The 14,775-nt window shown below is 59.6% G+C and carries 14 protein-coding genes, 1 tRNA gene and 1 riboswitch; of the genes, 2 read left to right on the plus strand and 13 right to left on the minus strand.

Going from position 1 to position 14,775, the window contains the following annotated elements; all coding sequences use genetic code 11:
- Positions 1-359: 359 nt before the first annotated feature.
- The 11 genes from LY631_RS15270 to LY631_RS15320 all read right to left on the minus strand — a co-directional run bounded on the left by LY631_RS15270 (position 360) and on the right by LY631_RS15320 (position 10,969).
- Complete coding sequence (locus LY631_RS15270; RefSeq protein WP_274426447.1) at positions 360-1,145, minus strand: amino acid ABC transporter ATP-binding protein; 786 nt, start codon at positions 1,143-1,145, stop codon at positions 360-362.
- 22 nt (positions 1,146-1,167) lie between these two features.
- Positions 1,168-1,968, minus strand: coding sequence for a transporter substrate-binding domain-containing protein (locus tag LY631_RS15275; protein WP_274426448.1), 801 nt, complete (start codon positions 1,966-1,968; stop codon positions 1,168-1,170).
- A 27-nt stretch (positions 1,969-1,995) separates the two neighbouring features.
- Positions 1,996-2,652: an amino acid ABC transporter permease gene (locus tag LY631_RS15280; RefSeq protein WP_274426449.1), complete on the minus strand. Its 657-nt coding sequence runs from the start codon at positions 2,650-2,652 to the stop codon at positions 1,996-1,998.
- A 12-nt stretch (positions 2,653-2,664) separates the two neighbouring features.
- Positions 2,665-3,336: an amino acid ABC transporter permease gene (locus tag LY631_RS15285; RefSeq protein ID WP_445082897.1), complete on the minus strand. Its 672-nt coding sequence runs from the start codon at positions 3,334-3,336 to the stop codon at positions 2,665-2,667.
- Positions 3,337-3,409: 73 nt separating this feature from the next.
- Positions 3,410-4,459 (minus strand): LacI family DNA-binding transcriptional regulator, encoded by a 1,050-nt coding sequence (locus LY631_RS15290; protein ID WP_274426451.1) that lies wholly within the window; start codon positions 4,457-4,459, stop codon positions 3,410-3,412.
- 409 nt (positions 4,460-4,868) lie between these two features.
- Entirely contained in the window at positions 4,869-5,960 is a 1,092-nt protein-coding gene (locus LY631_RS15295; protein ID WP_274426452.1) for an ABC transporter ATP-binding protein, read from the minus strand.
- Complete coding sequence (locus LY631_RS15300) at positions 5,957-6,769, minus strand: carbohydrate ABC transporter permease (protein ID WP_274426453.1); 813 nt, start codon at positions 6,767-6,769, stop codon at positions 5,957-5,959. The genes LY631_RS15295 and LY631_RS15300 overlap by 4 nt, the downstream gene beginning before the upstream one ends.
- A 12-nt stretch (positions 6,770-6,781) precedes the next feature.
- A complete protein-coding gene (locus tag LY631_RS15305) occupies positions 6,782-7,684 on the minus strand; it encodes a carbohydrate ABC transporter permease (RefSeq protein ID WP_274426454.1) in 903 nt (300 codons plus the stop codon).
- Positions 7,685-7,749: 65 nt separating this feature from the next.
- Positions 7,750-8,961, minus strand: a complete 1,212-nt coding sequence (locus LY631_RS15310) for an ABC transporter substrate-binding protein (RefSeq protein WP_274426455.1) — start codon at positions 8,959-8,961, stop codon at positions 7,750-7,752.
- Between the two features lie 70 nt (positions 8,962-9,031).
- The gene (locus LY631_RS15315; protein ID WP_274426456.1) at positions 9,032-9,928 is read right to left on the minus strand and encodes a sugar phosphate isomerase/epimerase family protein; all 897 of its coding nucleotides are present in this window, start codon (positions 9,926-9,928) and stop codon (positions 9,032-9,034) included.
- Between the two features lie 15 nt (positions 9,929-9,943).
- On the minus strand, positions 9,944-10,969 hold the full coding sequence (locus LY631_RS15320) for a Gfo/Idh/MocA family protein (protein WP_274426457.1): 1,026 nt from the start codon (positions 10,967-10,969) through the stop codon (positions 9,944-9,946).
- Between the two features lie 290 nt (positions 10,970-11,259).
- Here LY631_RS15320 and LY631_RS15325 point away from each other — a divergent pair, with 290 nt between their 5' ends.
- The gene (locus LY631_RS15325; RefSeq protein ID WP_274426458.1) at positions 11,260-12,288 is read left to right on the plus strand and encodes a LacI family DNA-binding transcriptional regulator; all 1,029 of its coding nucleotides are present in this window, start codon (positions 11,260-11,262) and stop codon (positions 12,286-12,288) included.
- Between the two features lie 92 nt (positions 12,289-12,380).
- Here the strand turns inward: LY631_RS15325 and LY631_RS15330 are convergent.
- Positions 12,381-12,455 (minus strand) — tRNA-Gly (locus tag LY631_RS15330).
- Positions 12,456-12,591: 136 nt separating this feature from the next.
- On the opposite strand from LY631_RS15330, the gene LY631_RS15335 reads away from it, so the two are divergent.
- A complete protein-coding gene (locus LY631_RS15335) occupies positions 12,592-13,386 on the plus strand; it encodes an ion transporter (RefSeq protein WP_274426459.1) in 795 nt (264 codons plus the stop codon).
- 143 nt (positions 13,387-13,529) lie between these two features.
- On the opposite strand, the gene LY631_RS15340 is transcribed toward LY631_RS15335, so the two are convergent.
- Positions 13,530-14,618: a 2'-deoxycytidine 5'-triphosphate deaminase gene (locus tag LY631_RS15340; protein ID WP_274426460.1), complete on the minus strand. Its 1,089-nt coding sequence runs from the start codon at positions 14,616-14,618 to the stop codon at positions 13,530-13,532.
- 76 nt (positions 14,619-14,694) lie between these two features.
- Positions 14,695-14,772, plus strand: a riboswitch (SAM riboswitch).
- The last annotated feature ends 3 nt before the right edge of the window (positions 14,773-14,775 follow it).

A 14,775-nucleotide genomic window follows, 5' to 3' on the forward strand; every position in this document is an offset into this window, starting at 1 on the left:
TATTGCGCGTCGGCTGGGATGGCAATGATCTTTTGCTGGGCTGCCACAGCTCTGTGGCGGCCCCGTGGCGGCAGCGGAGTAACTCGGAAATGTGAGAGAGCGGTGACGCGAATACCCATGTCCGTGCCGTAGCGTCGCTCGGCGCTCCACGGACGGACGAATAGATTTGCGGAGACTAAGCGACGTTCGCAATCTTTTCAGAACCAAGGATGGACCGCCTTGGCAGGTCAGGCCAAATGTGTATCTGCCTGATGCGCTATTAGAGCTCCAAGGTTCGGAGAGCTAAAGAAGCCACCGCCCGCGTAGGCGCGGCATCGGGCATTCGTAGCTCAGCTGGATCGAGCGCACCAAGACCATTTTTATTGAGTGCCGCCTATCTGCCCCAAGAACGTTCTAGTGCGCTGATGTCGTGGGTTGGAGAAGAAGGTTTCGGGGTCGCCGGTCTCGACGATCTCACCCTTGTCCATGAAGACGACCCGGTCGGCAACCTTTCGGGCAAAGCCCATTTCATGCGTGACGACCACCATGGTCATGCCCTCCTGGGCGAGATCGATCATGGTGTCGAGCACCTCCTGGACCATTTCCGGATCGAGCGCGGATGTCGGCTCATCAAACAGCATGACCTTCGGGTTCATGCACAGGGCACGCGCGATCGCCACGCGCTGCTGCTGCCCGCCCGAGAGCTGGGCGGGATATTTTTCGGCCTGTTCGGGTATTTTTACGCGGGCAAGGTATCGGCGCGCGGTCTCCTCCGCCTCGGCACGTTTCACGCCGCGCACCTTCATAGGCGCCAGCATGCAATTCTGAAGGACCGTCATATGTGGGAACAGATTGAACTGTTGGAAGACCATGCCGACTTCGCGACGGATCTTCTCGACGTTTTTCGGGCCGGCGGTCAGTTCGATGCCGTCGACGAATATTCTCCCGCGCTGCACTGTCTCCAGCTGGTTGATACACCGGATGAGCGTCGACTTTCCTGAGCCGGAAGGACCGCAGACAACGATCTTGTCGCCGCGGTCCACCTCAAGGTCGATGTTCTTCAGTGCCTGAAAGTGTCCAAACCACTTATCGACGTTCTCCATACGGATAGCGGGCATGCCGGGATCGGTCTCCTGTATAGTTACTTGCGACGCTGCGTCTGGCATGCCGCCATCCCGCTTGGATGCGTTATTCGGTTTCAGCGACGAAATCAGGAAGCGGTCCGCCGACCCACTCCTGGTGAAGCTCGTTCAACTCACCGCTTTCCTTTTTGCGGGCTAAAAAATCATTGATATAGGCCATCATCTCGTTCTGACCGGGGCGCGTGGCGATCCCCTGGCTTTGCTTGCTCAGTGAAAACTTTACATCGTATGAGCCGGGCGAGCGTTCGTTCAACTGTGACACGACGACATTCGATGCGCCCATCAACGGGACCTGGCCGGAAAGAAGTGCCTGGACGGCACTGGCATCATCGTCGAAACGCTGAATGTTCGCGCTGTCCGGGGCGATTTCCGTAATAGCCGTGTCCTGGGTCGAGGCTCGAGCCACCGCGATCGATTGGTTGGCAAGATCCTCGGCATCGTTCACCTCCAGATCAGCCTCACCGTAAACGAAGATCTCGATGCCGGCATAAGGATCGGAGAAGTCCACCTGCTCAGAGCGCTCCGGCGTGATGCCCAGCGAGGCGACCAGGATGTCGACCTGGTTTGACAGAAGATATGGTATCCGGTTCGGTCCCGTCACCTGCACTATGTTGAGCTCGACGCCCAGATCCTCCGCGAGGAGCCGTGCAACCTCGGCATCGTAGCCGGCCGGATTCCCTTGCTCGTCGAGAAACCCGAATGGGGGGAAATCGACCAGCATCCCGATGTTGATGCTTCCGCGAGACTCGACCTCCTCCAGGGTTTGCGCCTTTGCGCCCGCGGTCGCAACGCCGAGGGCTATTACCGCTGCAGCGGCAAATCCGATAGCCTTATTGAGAATACTCATGATGTTCTCCTTCCCTTCTTTCGATCGTCACCGACGAGTAGCGACAGAGAAACGCTGCTCGAGATTGCGCGCCAGCAGCGACAACGGCCAGCACAATATGAAGTAGAGAGCTGCAACAAGGCCGAACACGGTGAACGGCGCGAAGGTGGCGTTATTGACGATCTGTCCCGCGCGGGTCAGCTCCACGAAGCCGATGATCGAGGCAAGTGACGTGCCCTTGATAAGCTGGACCAGAAAGCCGACTGTCGGCGCCACTGCGATTTTTGCCGCCTGAGGCAGAACGACATAGCGCATGCGGTCGTAATACTTAAGGCCGAGTGCCCACGATGCCTCGAATTGCCCGCCGGGGACCGCCTGAATGCAGCCGCGCCAGATTTCTCCGAGAAAGGCGCTCGCATGCAGGGTCAAGGCAATAGCAGCCGCGCCCCACGGACTCATCGAGACATTAAAGATATTGAAGCCGAAGAAGACGAGGAAAAGCTGCATAAGCAATGGCGTCCCCTGGAACAGGCGGACATAGCCAATCGCCGGATAGCGCAGCAGCGCCGTTTGCGAGATGCGCGCCAGCGCTATTGCAAGACCACCCAACGCTCCGCCGGTAAAGGCCACCGCCGATAGCGCCACCGTCCATTGAGCCGCCAGCACGATGAACCAGAACTCGTTTGCGCCGAAGGACCTGATCACCGCCCGCGCTCCCTACCGTGCCAACGGATAGTTGAAAAGGGCGCGCTGAATTGACGAGAACAGCCCGGAAAAACCGAGCGACAGCAGGAAATACATCAAGGTGATGACGAGATAGACCTCAAAGGCCGCGAAGGTTTCGGACTGAATGGTGTTCCCGGCGGCGGCCAGATCAGTGGCTGATATCACCGACACGACGCTGGACGTCAGCATGAGATAGATGAACTGGCTGGTGAGCGCCGGATAGATCGTGCGCATCGCCGGCTTGAGAATGATGTAGCGAAATACCTGGATGCGCGAGAGGCCAAGTGCGGTGCCGGCTTCGACCTGGCCGCGCTGTATGGATTCGATGCCGGCGCGGACGATTTCCGTAGCGTATGCGCCGACATTGATGGTCAGCGCCGTAAGCGCCGCCGTGTTGGGATCGAGCCGGAGACCGAGTCGCGGCAGGGCGAAGAAGATGAAGAATATCTGCACCAAAAAGGGCGTGTTGCGTATCGCTTCGACATAGGCGCTGACGAGCCAACGCACGGGACGAGGCCCAGCGGACTTTCCCGCCGCGCAGGGAATGGCTATGAGCGTGCCGAGAATGATGGCGCCGAAGGTGAGCTCGATCGTCACCAGTGCTCCCATCAGGAGTTGGTCGAAATTCTCAAAAACGGGCGCGAAATTGAACTGGTATTCCAGCTTGGTTCCTCCCCGTTCCGAGCTCAAGCCGACACAACACGAGCTCGGCTTTAGATCGATCTAAGCCCTTCCGCTACGCGCCGTCAACCGTTGCGGGACCGATCGAGGGCCGTTCGACCAATTTGACCTTTGCTATGATCGACTCGATCTGCGATTCCGGGTGCGCGATACGTCGCAACAACAATCGGGCGGCCGCCTCTCCAACACTGTGTGGGTCGGTCGATACCGAGGCCAACTCCGGAGAGACCAGTTCCGCCTCCGGAACGTCGTCGAAGCCTAAGAGAGAGACCTGTCTGCCGATCTCGATCCCGAGATCGATCAGGCCACGATGGAGCCCGAGGCCGATCACATCGTTGAAGCAGGCTATCGCAGAGGCTCGATGAGACTTAACGAGCGAAGGGGCAAGCGCACGCGCCGCACGCGCGCTCAAGCCGCATTCAACGATGAACGTCGGTTCGAGGCCGCTTTCCTCCAGCGCCTTGTGAAATCCCCGCAGCCTGGCAGCTTCGGCGGAATAATGGGCATCAACGCTTACAAAGCCTATCCGTTGGTGGCCGAGCGCAATCAACCGTCTCGCGCCGGCTGCCATGCCACCCTCGTAATCTATGCCGCTGTAGTCGGTGCGGCTGTCCTCGACGAAACGGAGAGCCTGCACGAAGGGAAGGCTCCACTCGGTGATCTTTGAGATCTGTTCATGTGGCGTATCCTTCGCCGGACACATGATCAGACCGTCGACCGCATGCTCGCGCATGCGCCTGATGAAGCCGCGCTGCTTCCCCGCATCTTCGCCGGAGTTGGCTAGGATGACGGCATAACCGGCCGCCTCAAGCACGCCTTCAATGCCCGCGAGCATTATTGAAAAGAACGGATTCGTCAGGTTCGGCACGATGACGCCGACCGTTCGGCTGTGGGAGGCGCGCAAGCGTGCGGCGCCCGCATTGTAGACATAGCCAAGCTCTTCCATCGCAGATTCTACGGCAATCCGCGTGCGCTCACTGATCAATGGGCTTTTTCGGACCACCAGCGAGGCCGTCGCCCGTGACACGCCCGCTTTCCGAGCGACATTGAGCAACGTGACCTGCTTTGGCCGTGCTGCCTTGCCGTCTTCAGCAGATTGTGCCATCGCCCTATCCTTGGATTTAGATCGATCCAAGCTAAGTTTTCCGGGCCTGTCGGTAAAGGAAAACTACCGCACTACGTGCAATCTGGTGCAATCTGGTGCAATCCACGGCGAGTTGTGCGCACGCAATGCGTGAAGCGCCGGCAAATCTTGAACTGCCATCACAGGCCTATCCCGCTCAGCCGGCACCGATCGCAATGTGGAGCAAAGCGGCCATTTGCCCGGCATGTAGCCGTCCTGTGGTTCCCAACGTTGAGGTGGGCGGCCTGTGTTCGCGCAGACAGGCTTGGTGTTCGGGAACCAGCCGAGGTTCTCCTTCTGCCCGAGAACGCAGCGTGAAGTGAAATGCGCTTGGCAAGCTCCCGCAGTCTTCGTTCAGGAGCCCGCGCAGGAAGCGGAACAGCGGGTATGGTTATTCTGAACCGGACTGCGCTAGAATGCGCTCCTCAGTGACCGGGTCGAAAAGATGAACGAGTTCTGGCGCGATGCTCACGCCGACCACTTCTCCCGATTTCACCTCCACCCGCCCGGCATGGAAGATGGTCAACTCCGGATCCGTCGCCGAAGAGAGGTAACTCGCAGCGCCCGTGAATTCGACGACAGCGATTTCAAGACGGATCGAGGAATTCTCCGGTGCACCGAGGCGGAGGTGCTCTGGCCGTAGGCCGGCTTTAACTTGGCGGCCAGGCTGCAGCCGCCGGTCGATCGGAAGGACGGCATCGAGTCCTTCAAGGACGATCGCGTCTCCCGTCTCGCTTACGGCAGCATCGATGAAGTTCATCGCAGGTGAGCCGATGAAGCCGGCGACAAAGCGGTTTGCCGGATGATCGTAAAGCTCGAGAGGTGCGCCTTGTTGCTCGATAATGCCGTCCCGCAGCACCACCACGTGGTCGGCCATCGTCATGGCCTCGACCTGATCGTGGGTAACGTAAACCGAGGTCGCCCGGAGCCGGTCATGCAGTGATCGAATCTCCTTGCGCATGTGCACCCGCAGTGCTGCATCGAGGTTGGACAGCGGCTCATCGAAGAGAAACGCCTTGGGGTCTCGGATGATTGCACGCCCCATGGCGACGCGCTGGCGCTGGCCACCCGAAAGCTGCCGCGGATAGCGATCGAGCAATTCGTCAAGCCCGGTTATCGCCGCCACGTCTTTCGCCGCCTTCTCACATTCTTCCTTCGGCCTGCGATTCAGCCGCATCGAATACGTCAGGTTCTCCCTGACCGTCATATGCGGATAGAGCGCATAGGACTGAAACACCATCGCCACATCGCGCCGGCGCGGCGGCACGCCGTTCATACGTTCACCCGCGATCTTCATTGTGCCACCGGAAATGGATTCCAGTCCTGCCAGTGAACGCAGCAAGGTGGATTTTCCGCAGCCGGAAGGTCCCACCAGAGCAACGAAACTTCCCTTGGGGATGGTAAGGTTGATGTCCTTCAGTGCGTGGAACTGGCCATAATGCTTGTCCACGTGCTCCAGTTCGATTTGCGCCATTGAGGTCATTTCAGGGCTCCCGCGGTCAGACCGCTGACGATGCGCCGCTGCAGCAGCACGAAGACGATGAGAATGGGCGTGACGTAAATGGCCGAGTATGTCATGACGCCCGACCAGTCGCTGGTATTAGGCCCCATGAAGGATTGCAGGCCGACGGTGGCGGGCTGCAGGGCCCGTTCGCCAATCAGCGAACGTGAATAGACGTATTCGCCGAAGGATTGCAGAAAGACGAGAACAGAGGTCACCAGGATGCCGTTGCGCGCGAGCGGAACTGCGATCTGAAAGAACGCACCCATGCGCGAGTTTCCATCCACAAGGGCTGCTTCTTCGAGTTCCCGCGGCACCTGCATGAACGCGGTCCGGCATAAGACGATGTAGAGGGGCAGGAGCTTGGCGGCCTGGGCCAGCACGACCGCAAGGCGCGGATACTCGAGCAAACCGACCATGTTGAAGGACACGAAGATGGGGGTAATCATCAGCGAGGATGGGAGCACCTGCATCATCAGCGTGGCAAAGAGCGCCACGTCCATCCAGATGGAGCGCACGCGCGCCAGCGCATAGGCGCAGCCGGTCCCCACCGCCACGATGATAGCGGTAGCGCCCAGCGCAATGATCAGCGAGTTGGTAAGAAAGCGGTCCATGCGCAGCCGCACCCAGATGTCCACGACATTGAAGTGCAGGGTCTGCGGCCAGAACGTAGGCGGAAAACGGAAGATTTCGGAGCCGGCTTTCAGCCCGGTCACATACATCCAGTAGAGCGGGAAAAGGTAAATCCCCACAAACAGGATGGCGAAGGCGAGCAATATGTATTTTTTCACGCCGGTGCCCCTTCAGTAGTTCTGCTCATACCGGGTCGACCGCGTGTAGATCGCCGCCACGCCAATCACGAAGACGATCATTAGCACCGACACCACGCTGCCACGCGAGATCTGATAGGTCTGGAAAGAAAGCTGCCACGACCAGTATTGGGCAACGTTGGATGCATTGGACGGCCCTCCCTGTGTAAGTGCGGCGAACAGGTCGAACTGCTGCAGCGTAAAGATGATGCCGAGTGAAACCACCGCACCCAGCGGCGCGCGCATCAAGGGCAGCGTTATCGTGTAAAAACGCTGCCAGGCACCCGCTCCATCCAGTTCCGCCGCCTCGTAAAGGTCCTGCGGGATGCTGGCGAGGCCCACCGAAAGCAGGATCATGTTGAAGGGCACACCGAGCCATATATTGGCGATGATGACCGAATAGAGGGAAACCTGATGATCGGAGAGCCAGAAGATGTTTTCGTCGATCAGCCCGAACGATCGCAGTACATAGTTTAAAACGCCGAAGTCGCCTGCCAGAATCCAGCTCCACACGGCGCCAACAACCAGCGCCGGCATGATCCAGCCGGCCAAGAAGAGACCACGCAGATACGAGGAGCCTGGAAAATCCTGCTGAAAGAAAAGCGCCAGGCCGAAACCGATCAAAAGTTGAAACACGACCGAAAGGACGACAAAGCGGATCGTGTTCCACAGTACAGTGCCCGCAACGGGATCGCTGAGCACTTCGCGATAATTCTCTAGTCCGACGAATGGCCGGTCGAAGGATGCCAGAGAGAAAAGATCCACCGTCTGGAGGGAAATGACGAAGTTGTAGACGAGTGGAAAGGCCGAGAAGACAGTGAGATAGCCGAGCGCCAGCCACACGAGCAGAGCATCGAAACCGCGACTGTCGCGTATGGAACTCCAGAAATGTGCCATGAGCAATTCTCCTGCGGGGTTACGGGCGGCCAAAGCGCCGCCCGTAACCAGTCTCGGGAGGGAGACTATTCGCCGAGTACGCCGTCGATCTTCTGCTGCGCGGTTTCAAGCGCGGTTCCCGCGTCCGTCTGACCGGTTAGTGTCGACTGGATGGCCTCCTGAACGGCCTTTGAAATTCGCGGCCACTCGGGATGCGGGCCACGATTGCGCGCATATTTCATGCTCTCTTCGAAGACCGCGTAAATGGTCGGGGTTTTCGGATCGTTCACCTCCACCCTGGAGGCGGGCAGATAGCCGAACTCGTTCCAGACGCGCGGCATCTGCTCGTAGAGAAATTCAAGGAAAAGGAACGCCTCTTCCGGGTTGTCGCTGTTGGCCAGGATGACATTGTCACCTTCGCCCAGGGCGGAGGCCCGTTCCGCGCCTTCCTCCGGAATAGGGAGAAGCGCGGCCCGGTAGTCGAACTCCGCCTCCTCGCTCATGCGCGGCAGTTCCCAGGGACCGGAGATGGCCATGGCGGCACTGCCGGTGTTGAAGGTTCCCGTGGAATCCCACTGGCTCCGGATCAGCGTATCGGGAGAAGCGAGCCCCTCGTCGAGCAGGCGCTTCCAGAAATTGAGAGCGCGTGCCCCGCCTTCCGTGGCCACATTGTCATAGTCTCCTCCGGTCATCTGCAGCCACGGCAAAAATTGGAACGTGCCCTCTTCGGTCGCCACCGCAGAAAAGGCGATCCCGTACGCGTTCTCCTCCGGCTTGGTCAGCACCTTAGCCGCCTGGTAAAGCTCGTCCCACGTCTTGGGCGGATTGTCCGGGTCGAGCCCAGCCTCGCGAAACTTGTCGGCATTGTAGTAGAGTGCAATCGTATTTGCTCCGCGCGGCAGACCGTAGATGCCGCCGTCCCAGGTCACCGAGGCAAGTGGGCCCGGATAAATGTCTTCGGCATTCACCACCTCGGACTTCTCGATGTAAGGCGTGAGGTCCAGCAATAGTCCGCGGGAGGCGAAGAGCGCCACCTCGGGATTGTCGATATAGGTGATGTCAGGCCCATTGCCGGTCGCCACGGCACGCGCCAGATCGTTCACCATGTCCCTGAACTGTACCGTGCGCACGTTAACGGTGATGTCGGGGTGTTCTTCCATAAACTCTTCGGCGAGAACATAGTGATACTCGCCGGGATCATCGATCGTCCAAAGGTCGAGCGTCACCTGCTCGGCCGATGCCATGGCGGTGGAAGCCAGAAGTCCGGCTGCTGCGAATGCAAGTATGGTCGATTTCATTCTTTCCTCCCTCCTGCGGTTGCGTCCAGTTTCACTGCGAATCCCGCCTCCTCCGGTTGGGCCCCGCGCACTATCCGGCGACGAAACTCCCGCCCCGGCATTGCTTGAGATACTCGAGCGCACGCACTTGGCCGGTCATTTCCAGCGCATCGCGATAGACCGGATCGTGCCAGCCCTCGATATCTATGGAGCCGCCCCAGCCGGCCAGCCGAAGTTCCGAGATGATGTCGGTCCAATTGTTGTCGCCGAAACCCGGCGTACGCATGAAAACGAAAGGATGCTTGCCGAAGACCCCGTGCTCGCGGATCACATCCCAGCGGATGGTCGCGTCCTTGCCGTGTATGTGAAAAAACTTGTGAGCCCATTTGCGAATCTGCGGGATCGGATCGATGAGATAGACCATCTGGTGGCAGGGTTCCCATTCCAGCCCGATGTGCTCGTCCGGCGTTTCGTTGAAGATCAGTTCCCAGGCGTCCGGGTTGTGCGCGATGTTCCAGTCGCCGGTCTGCCAGTTCCCGTCCATCGCACAGTTCTCAAACGCGATCCGCACGCCACGATCGGCCGCACGCCTGGCAAGATCTGACCAGACCTCCTTGTAGCGGGGCAGACTCTCCTCGATCGGCCGTCCGCGCACGCGCCCTGTAAAGCCAGCCACACAGGAGGCGCCGAAGTGATGTGCATTGTCGATACACTGCTTCCACCCCTCCAAGGTTTCGCGATCCAGCGGCTCGTCCTCCAATGGATTGCCGAACATGCCGATGGTGGAGATTGTGATGTCGCGGTCCCCGATGGCGTCGAGGCAACGTTTTCCCAGTTCCGCGAGGTCCTGACCTTCCGTCGTCTGCCAGAAGAAGGGCTGAAAGCTTTCAAACCCGTGCTCGGCTAGCGCGGCAATCGTCTCGTCCGCACGAGCGCGCGTCCCCTTGACCATAGTGCCGATGCGGATGGATTTGACTGGATCGTCCACGCTTTTTCCTTCCTGTTATCTGATTTCAACCCGGCTGCGGGTTTCCGCGCTTTGGATGGCTGCAAAGACCATTGCGAGGCTCTTGATGTTGTCCACCCCGTCCGTCTCTGGCCTGCGGCCCTCCTCTATCGCAGCAAGAAATTCCTGAATGACGCTTGCGTGCCCTCGCGTCTTTTCCTTTTCGGGAGCATCCGGCACGGCGAGCGGTTTGAGATCGTTCAGGAACTTGCCTTCACTTGCCACAACCCGTGCTTCAAAGCCTTCTTGACCATCCCAAAGCAGCGAACCCTTCGTCCCTGTGAAACGCCACGCGGCCTCCCAACTGGTCGGTGCCCCTTCGGCGCACCAGGAACCGCGGTAGGTGAAGGTCACGTCTTCGGAGAACTCGAAAATCGCGTTTGCCGCCGCGCCATGGGCATACCACGACCCCTTTGGATTGGTTTCGTGTGCATAGACGGCCAGAGGCACCTTGCCCGCCATGAAACGTGCGGCATCAAAGGTGTGAATAGCCATGTCGAGGAGCAGGACATGGTCCATCTCCTCGCGAAATCCGCCAAAGTGGGGGGCGAGGAAGAAGTCGCAATGGAGGCCGGTGAGCTGACCGATGGCACCGCTCTCCAGAAAACGGCGAATGCGCCGCACACCTGAAATGAAGCGGCGGTTTTGAACGATGGCATGAACGCGCCGGGTTTCCTCCGCCACCGATATGAGGAGCTTCGCATCCTCCAAGGACGTGGCCATCGGCTTTTCGCTGAGCACATGGCAGCCCTGTTCCAACCCGGCAAGGACAACTGGTTTGCGCGCCGCAGGCGGTACGACATCGAACAGTATATCGGCTTCGACCGATTGCAGCATTGCTGGAAGGTCGGTTCCGGTCTCGGCCGAAAGGCCAAACTCGGCCGCTATTGAGCGCGCCACAGCCTCGTCAACATCCACGAGGCCGGCAATCTCGATTCGGTCGGAAAGCGAAGGCATCTCCTGCAACGCCCGCACCCAGCCCTTGGCCATGGCGCCACACCCCGCGAGAACGGCCTTTTTCACTAACCTTTCCTCCCTCTGGCGTGCTGCAGCCCTAGCGCCCGCCTTGTCCTCTGCTCCGTAAACGTTTACGACGATAGGATCACCAACGGAATTATGTCAATAGGAAATCGGAAACGTTTACGAAAGAAGTCGTATGAAGCTCTTTTTTGATCTTGCATCGCGCTCGTCTGGAAGGGCCAACCTTTCACCGGAAGCTAAGTCTCGTTAAAGCTCGCGCGCATGAATTACAGGCGCGCACGTTTCGGTTAGGCTCAATACGTCGAGTGGTCTGAAGGAACAGAAGTCGAAGCATGGTCGGAATCAGGCGTCTCGCCCAACATCTGGATATCTCAATCGGCACCGTGTCACGGGCGCTCAACGGACGGCCCGACGTAAACGCTGAAACGCGCCAGCGCGTGTTGGAAGCAGCGGCGGAGCTCGGCTATGCACCCAACCAGGCGGGCCGCTCCCTGCGCAAGGGCGCAACGGGCGTTATCGGCTTCATGATGCAAACCGGCTCGGAGATCACGGGTGAAGGCGACACGTTTTTTATGAGCGTGTTCGATGGCATCCAGGCCGTTTTCTCCCGCCATGGACTTGATCTCGTGGTGCTCCTCTGCTCCTCTCGCGAGGATCCGGACGCGTATTTGCGCAGGACAGTCGCGCGCGGGTTTGCTGACGCGCTCATCATATCGGCCACGCGCAGAAATGACCCGCGCATCGACCTGTTGGCCGAAAGAGGAATATCCTTCATCGCGCTCGGGCGCAGCGAATCCGACGCAGGACACCCCTGGATCGATCTCGATTTCGAGAGCTTCGCCCGTATCGGCATCGACCGTTTCGTGGCCCAGGGGCATCGCGACATCGCCATCGCCGCTCCGGCGGACGACGCCAATCTGGGCTATATCTTCATAGAAATTGCAGAAAAGACCCTCGCTGCGCATGGCCTGTCCTTGCCCGCAGATCGCGTTCTGCGCTCGCCACCGAACGAAGCAGGCGGCTACGAAATGGCAAGGAAGATTGCCTCAATGAAAGATCGCCCGACGGCAATATTGCTGGTCAACGAAACGACGGCGATCGGCTTCTATCGCGGGCTCAGCGATGCAGGCCTTTCTCCCGGCCAAGATATCGCGGTTATCGGTTTCCGCGATAGCCCACAGGCGAAATTTCTCTCCCCGCCCCTCACCTGCTTCCGCCTGGATCTGCACGCGTTGGGCGAGGCGCTTGCCGAAGCTCTGCTCGCCACCATGCCTGCGTACAGGGACGAATATCCGTTGGGGACGGTGCGCCGAATCTGGCCGATGGACTTGGTTGAGGGATCTAGCGACCGGTTACGGTAGGATTAATCCGTCTTTCCGAGTATCGCTTCCTTAGCCCGAGTCGTTAGTGGCCCCATCCGGTGCACGTAAGCACCGGCATTTTAGGTGTTTATTGGAGCGGGCGATGGGGATCGAACCCACGACATCAAGCTTGGGAAGCTTGCGTTCTACCACTGAACTACACCCGCACGCAGGCAATTACATCGCCATCCCCGTGCGTTCTGTCAAGCGGCATTTCGTGCGTTCCGCGCAACGCCGGCTTGACGCAAGAGCCGTCACGTACCACCTGTGACCGGTCCCGCAACAACCACAAACAATTCCGCCGTGAACGCGCTCAAACAGATTGTCGAATCCCGCCGCTTCGAGACGGTCATCACCGTCCTCATCATCATCAACGCGATCACGCTCGGGCTGGAGACCTCGCACGCGGCGATGGAGGCCGCGGGGCCGCTTTTGATCTTTCTTGATCGGTTCATCCTCGGTGTTTTCGTAGCCGAACTCGTGGCCAAGATTGCCGTTTACCGTGGACGCTTCTTCCACGATCCCTGGCGCATATTCGACCTGCTCGTAGTCAGCATCGCGCTCGTCCCCGCGACGGAGAATCTTTCCGTGCTCCGCGCGTTGCGTATTCTGCGCGTGCTACGGCTTGTCAGCGTCGTGCCGTCGCTCAGGCGTGTGGTGGGCGGGCTGGTGGCCGCGCTGCCAGGCCTGGGCTCGATCATGATGCTCCTGGGGCTCGTCTTCTACGTCTTCTCGGTCATGGCGACCAAGCTCTTCGGGGGAACGTTCCCCGACTGGTTCGGTTCTATCGGCGCGTCGGCCTATTCGCTGTTCCAGATCATGACGCTGGAAAGCTGGTCTATGGGCATCGTGCGCCCGGTCATGGATATCTATCCCTGGGCCTGGATGTTCTTCATACCCTTCATCATCTGCACCACCTTCACCGTGCTCAACCTCTTTATCGGCATCATCGTCTCGGCCATGCAGGCCGAGCACGATGCCGAGGCGACAGCCGAGCGCAACGCGCTTCAGAAAGAGCAGGAGGCGATCCTCGAGGAGATCAGGGCGCTGCGCAAAGACGTCGCGGCACTGCGGCACAATTCCCCCACAACTCGCTGACCACGTCCGGAGTCGGCGATATCTGGCGGCTATGTGCCTTCACGCCGATGCTCAATCAATTGCGTAGGGGCGGTGGTTCTGCCAATCTCGTTATGTGATCTGGCGTTCTATCGGCGAGCCGTCGAGTAGAAGCCAGAGGTGCTTCAGCGGAAGTGTTTGGAGAGCTTGAGCGCCTGTCCCTGGTAGTTCGACTTGAGATCGGCCCCGTAGAGCGCCTGCGGCAGAGCGCTCATATGCTCGTAAACGAGCCGGCCGACGATCTGCTCGTGCTCCAGAATAAACGGCACCTCGTGACTGCGCACTTCCAGAACGGCGCGGCTTCCCATGCCTCCGGCGGCGGAATGGCCAAACCCGGGGTCGAAAAAGCCAGCATAATGCACCCGGAATTCGCCGACCAACGGGTCGAAAGGCGTCATCTCGGCAGCGTAAGCCGGCGGGACGTGAACGGCCTCGCGTGAGACGAGGATGTAGAACTCGTCCGGATCGAGCACCAGATCCTTGGAGCCGTTGTTATAAAGCGGTTCCCAGAAATCCGAGACCTCATAGCCCCCCTTACGATCCACATCGACGAGGCCGGTATGGTGCTTGGCGCGATAGCCGACCGGCTCGCCGGGCTTACCGGCGAGATCGATGGAAAGCGCAATTCCGCCACCCGAAATGTTCGGCGCTTCGGCCGCAACCAGTGTTTCCCTTTCATGCAAGCCGGCGAGGTCACCCTCGCCGAGAAGTGCATTCCCGCGGCGGAACCGTATCTGTGACAGCCGTGAGCCGGGCCTGACGACGATAGGGAACGTGCGCGGGCTGACCTCGAGATAAAGCTGGCCGGAATAGCCGGGCGCGATCTTGTCGAACTCCGGGCCGCGATCGGTCAGGACGCGGGTGAAGATGTCGAGCCGGCCAGTGGAGCTCTTCGGGTTTGCAGAGGCGGAGACATCCGGCGGCAGCGCCAGACTTTCCATGAGCGGCACGATGTAGACGCACCCGACTTCGAGCACCGCGCCTTCTTCATCCAACCGGAGTTCGTGCAGCTTCAGCCGCTCGAGCTTTTCGGAAACCTTGTAATCCGGGCCCGGCAGAAAGCTCGCCCGGACGCGATAGGCAACATTGCCCAGGCGCAGGTCGAGGCTGGCGGGTTGCACCTGGTCGGCGTCAAGCGGCCGCGGCGCGACAAGCGCGCCGTCGGAAAACAAGGCGGCGATTTCCCGGTCCGGCAGTATCCCCGTCTGTGCCAATCGATCCTCCGCAGGCTCATCCCGGACGTTTACTGCAGTCGAAGATTGACGCAAGGGATTGTCGGGTCTAAAGAGAAGTTTATCCCGTGGTGATTTGGCCGGTCGGCTTGCAGGCACGTAAAAGAAGTCGCTAAAAGGCCGCGCTCGATGCTCGACC

This window comes from Chelativorans sp. YIM 93263 (assembly GCF_028767125.1).
In the GTDB taxonomy this organism is placed as follows: Bacteria; Pseudomonadota; Alphaproteobacteria; order Rhizobiales; family Rhizobiaceae; genus Chelativorans.

Excerpts from the sequence above, each read along its gene's own strand:
- LY631_RS15270 (WP_274426447.1), bottom strand. The coding sequence starts at position 1,145 with ATGCCAGACGCAGCGTCGCAAGTAACTATACAGGAGACCGATCCCGGC.
- LY631_RS15310 (WP_274426455.1), bottom strand. The coding sequence starts at position 8,961 with ATGAAATCGACCATACTTGCATTCGCAGCAGCCGGACTTCTGGCTTCC.
- LY631_RS15295 (WP_274426452.1), bottom strand. The coding sequence starts at position 5,960 with ATGACCTCAATGGCGCAAATCGAACTGGAGCACGTGGACAAGCATTAT.
- LY631_RS15275 (WP_274426448.1), bottom strand. The coding sequence starts at position 1,968 with ATGAGTATTCTCAATAAGGCTATCGGATTTGCCGCTGCAGCGGTAATA.
- LY631_RS15325 (WP_274426458.1), top strand. The coding sequence starts at position 11,260 with ATGGTCGGAATCAGGCGTCTCGCCCAACATCTGGATATCTCAATCGGC.
- LY631_RS15305 (WP_274426454.1), bottom strand. The coding sequence starts at position 7,684 with ATGGCACATTTCTGGAGTTCCATACGCGACAGTCGCGGTTTCGATGCT.
- LY631_RS15290 (WP_274426451.1), bottom strand. The coding sequence starts at position 4,459 with ATGGCACAATCTGCTGAAGACGGCAAGGCAGCACGGCCAAAGCAGGTC.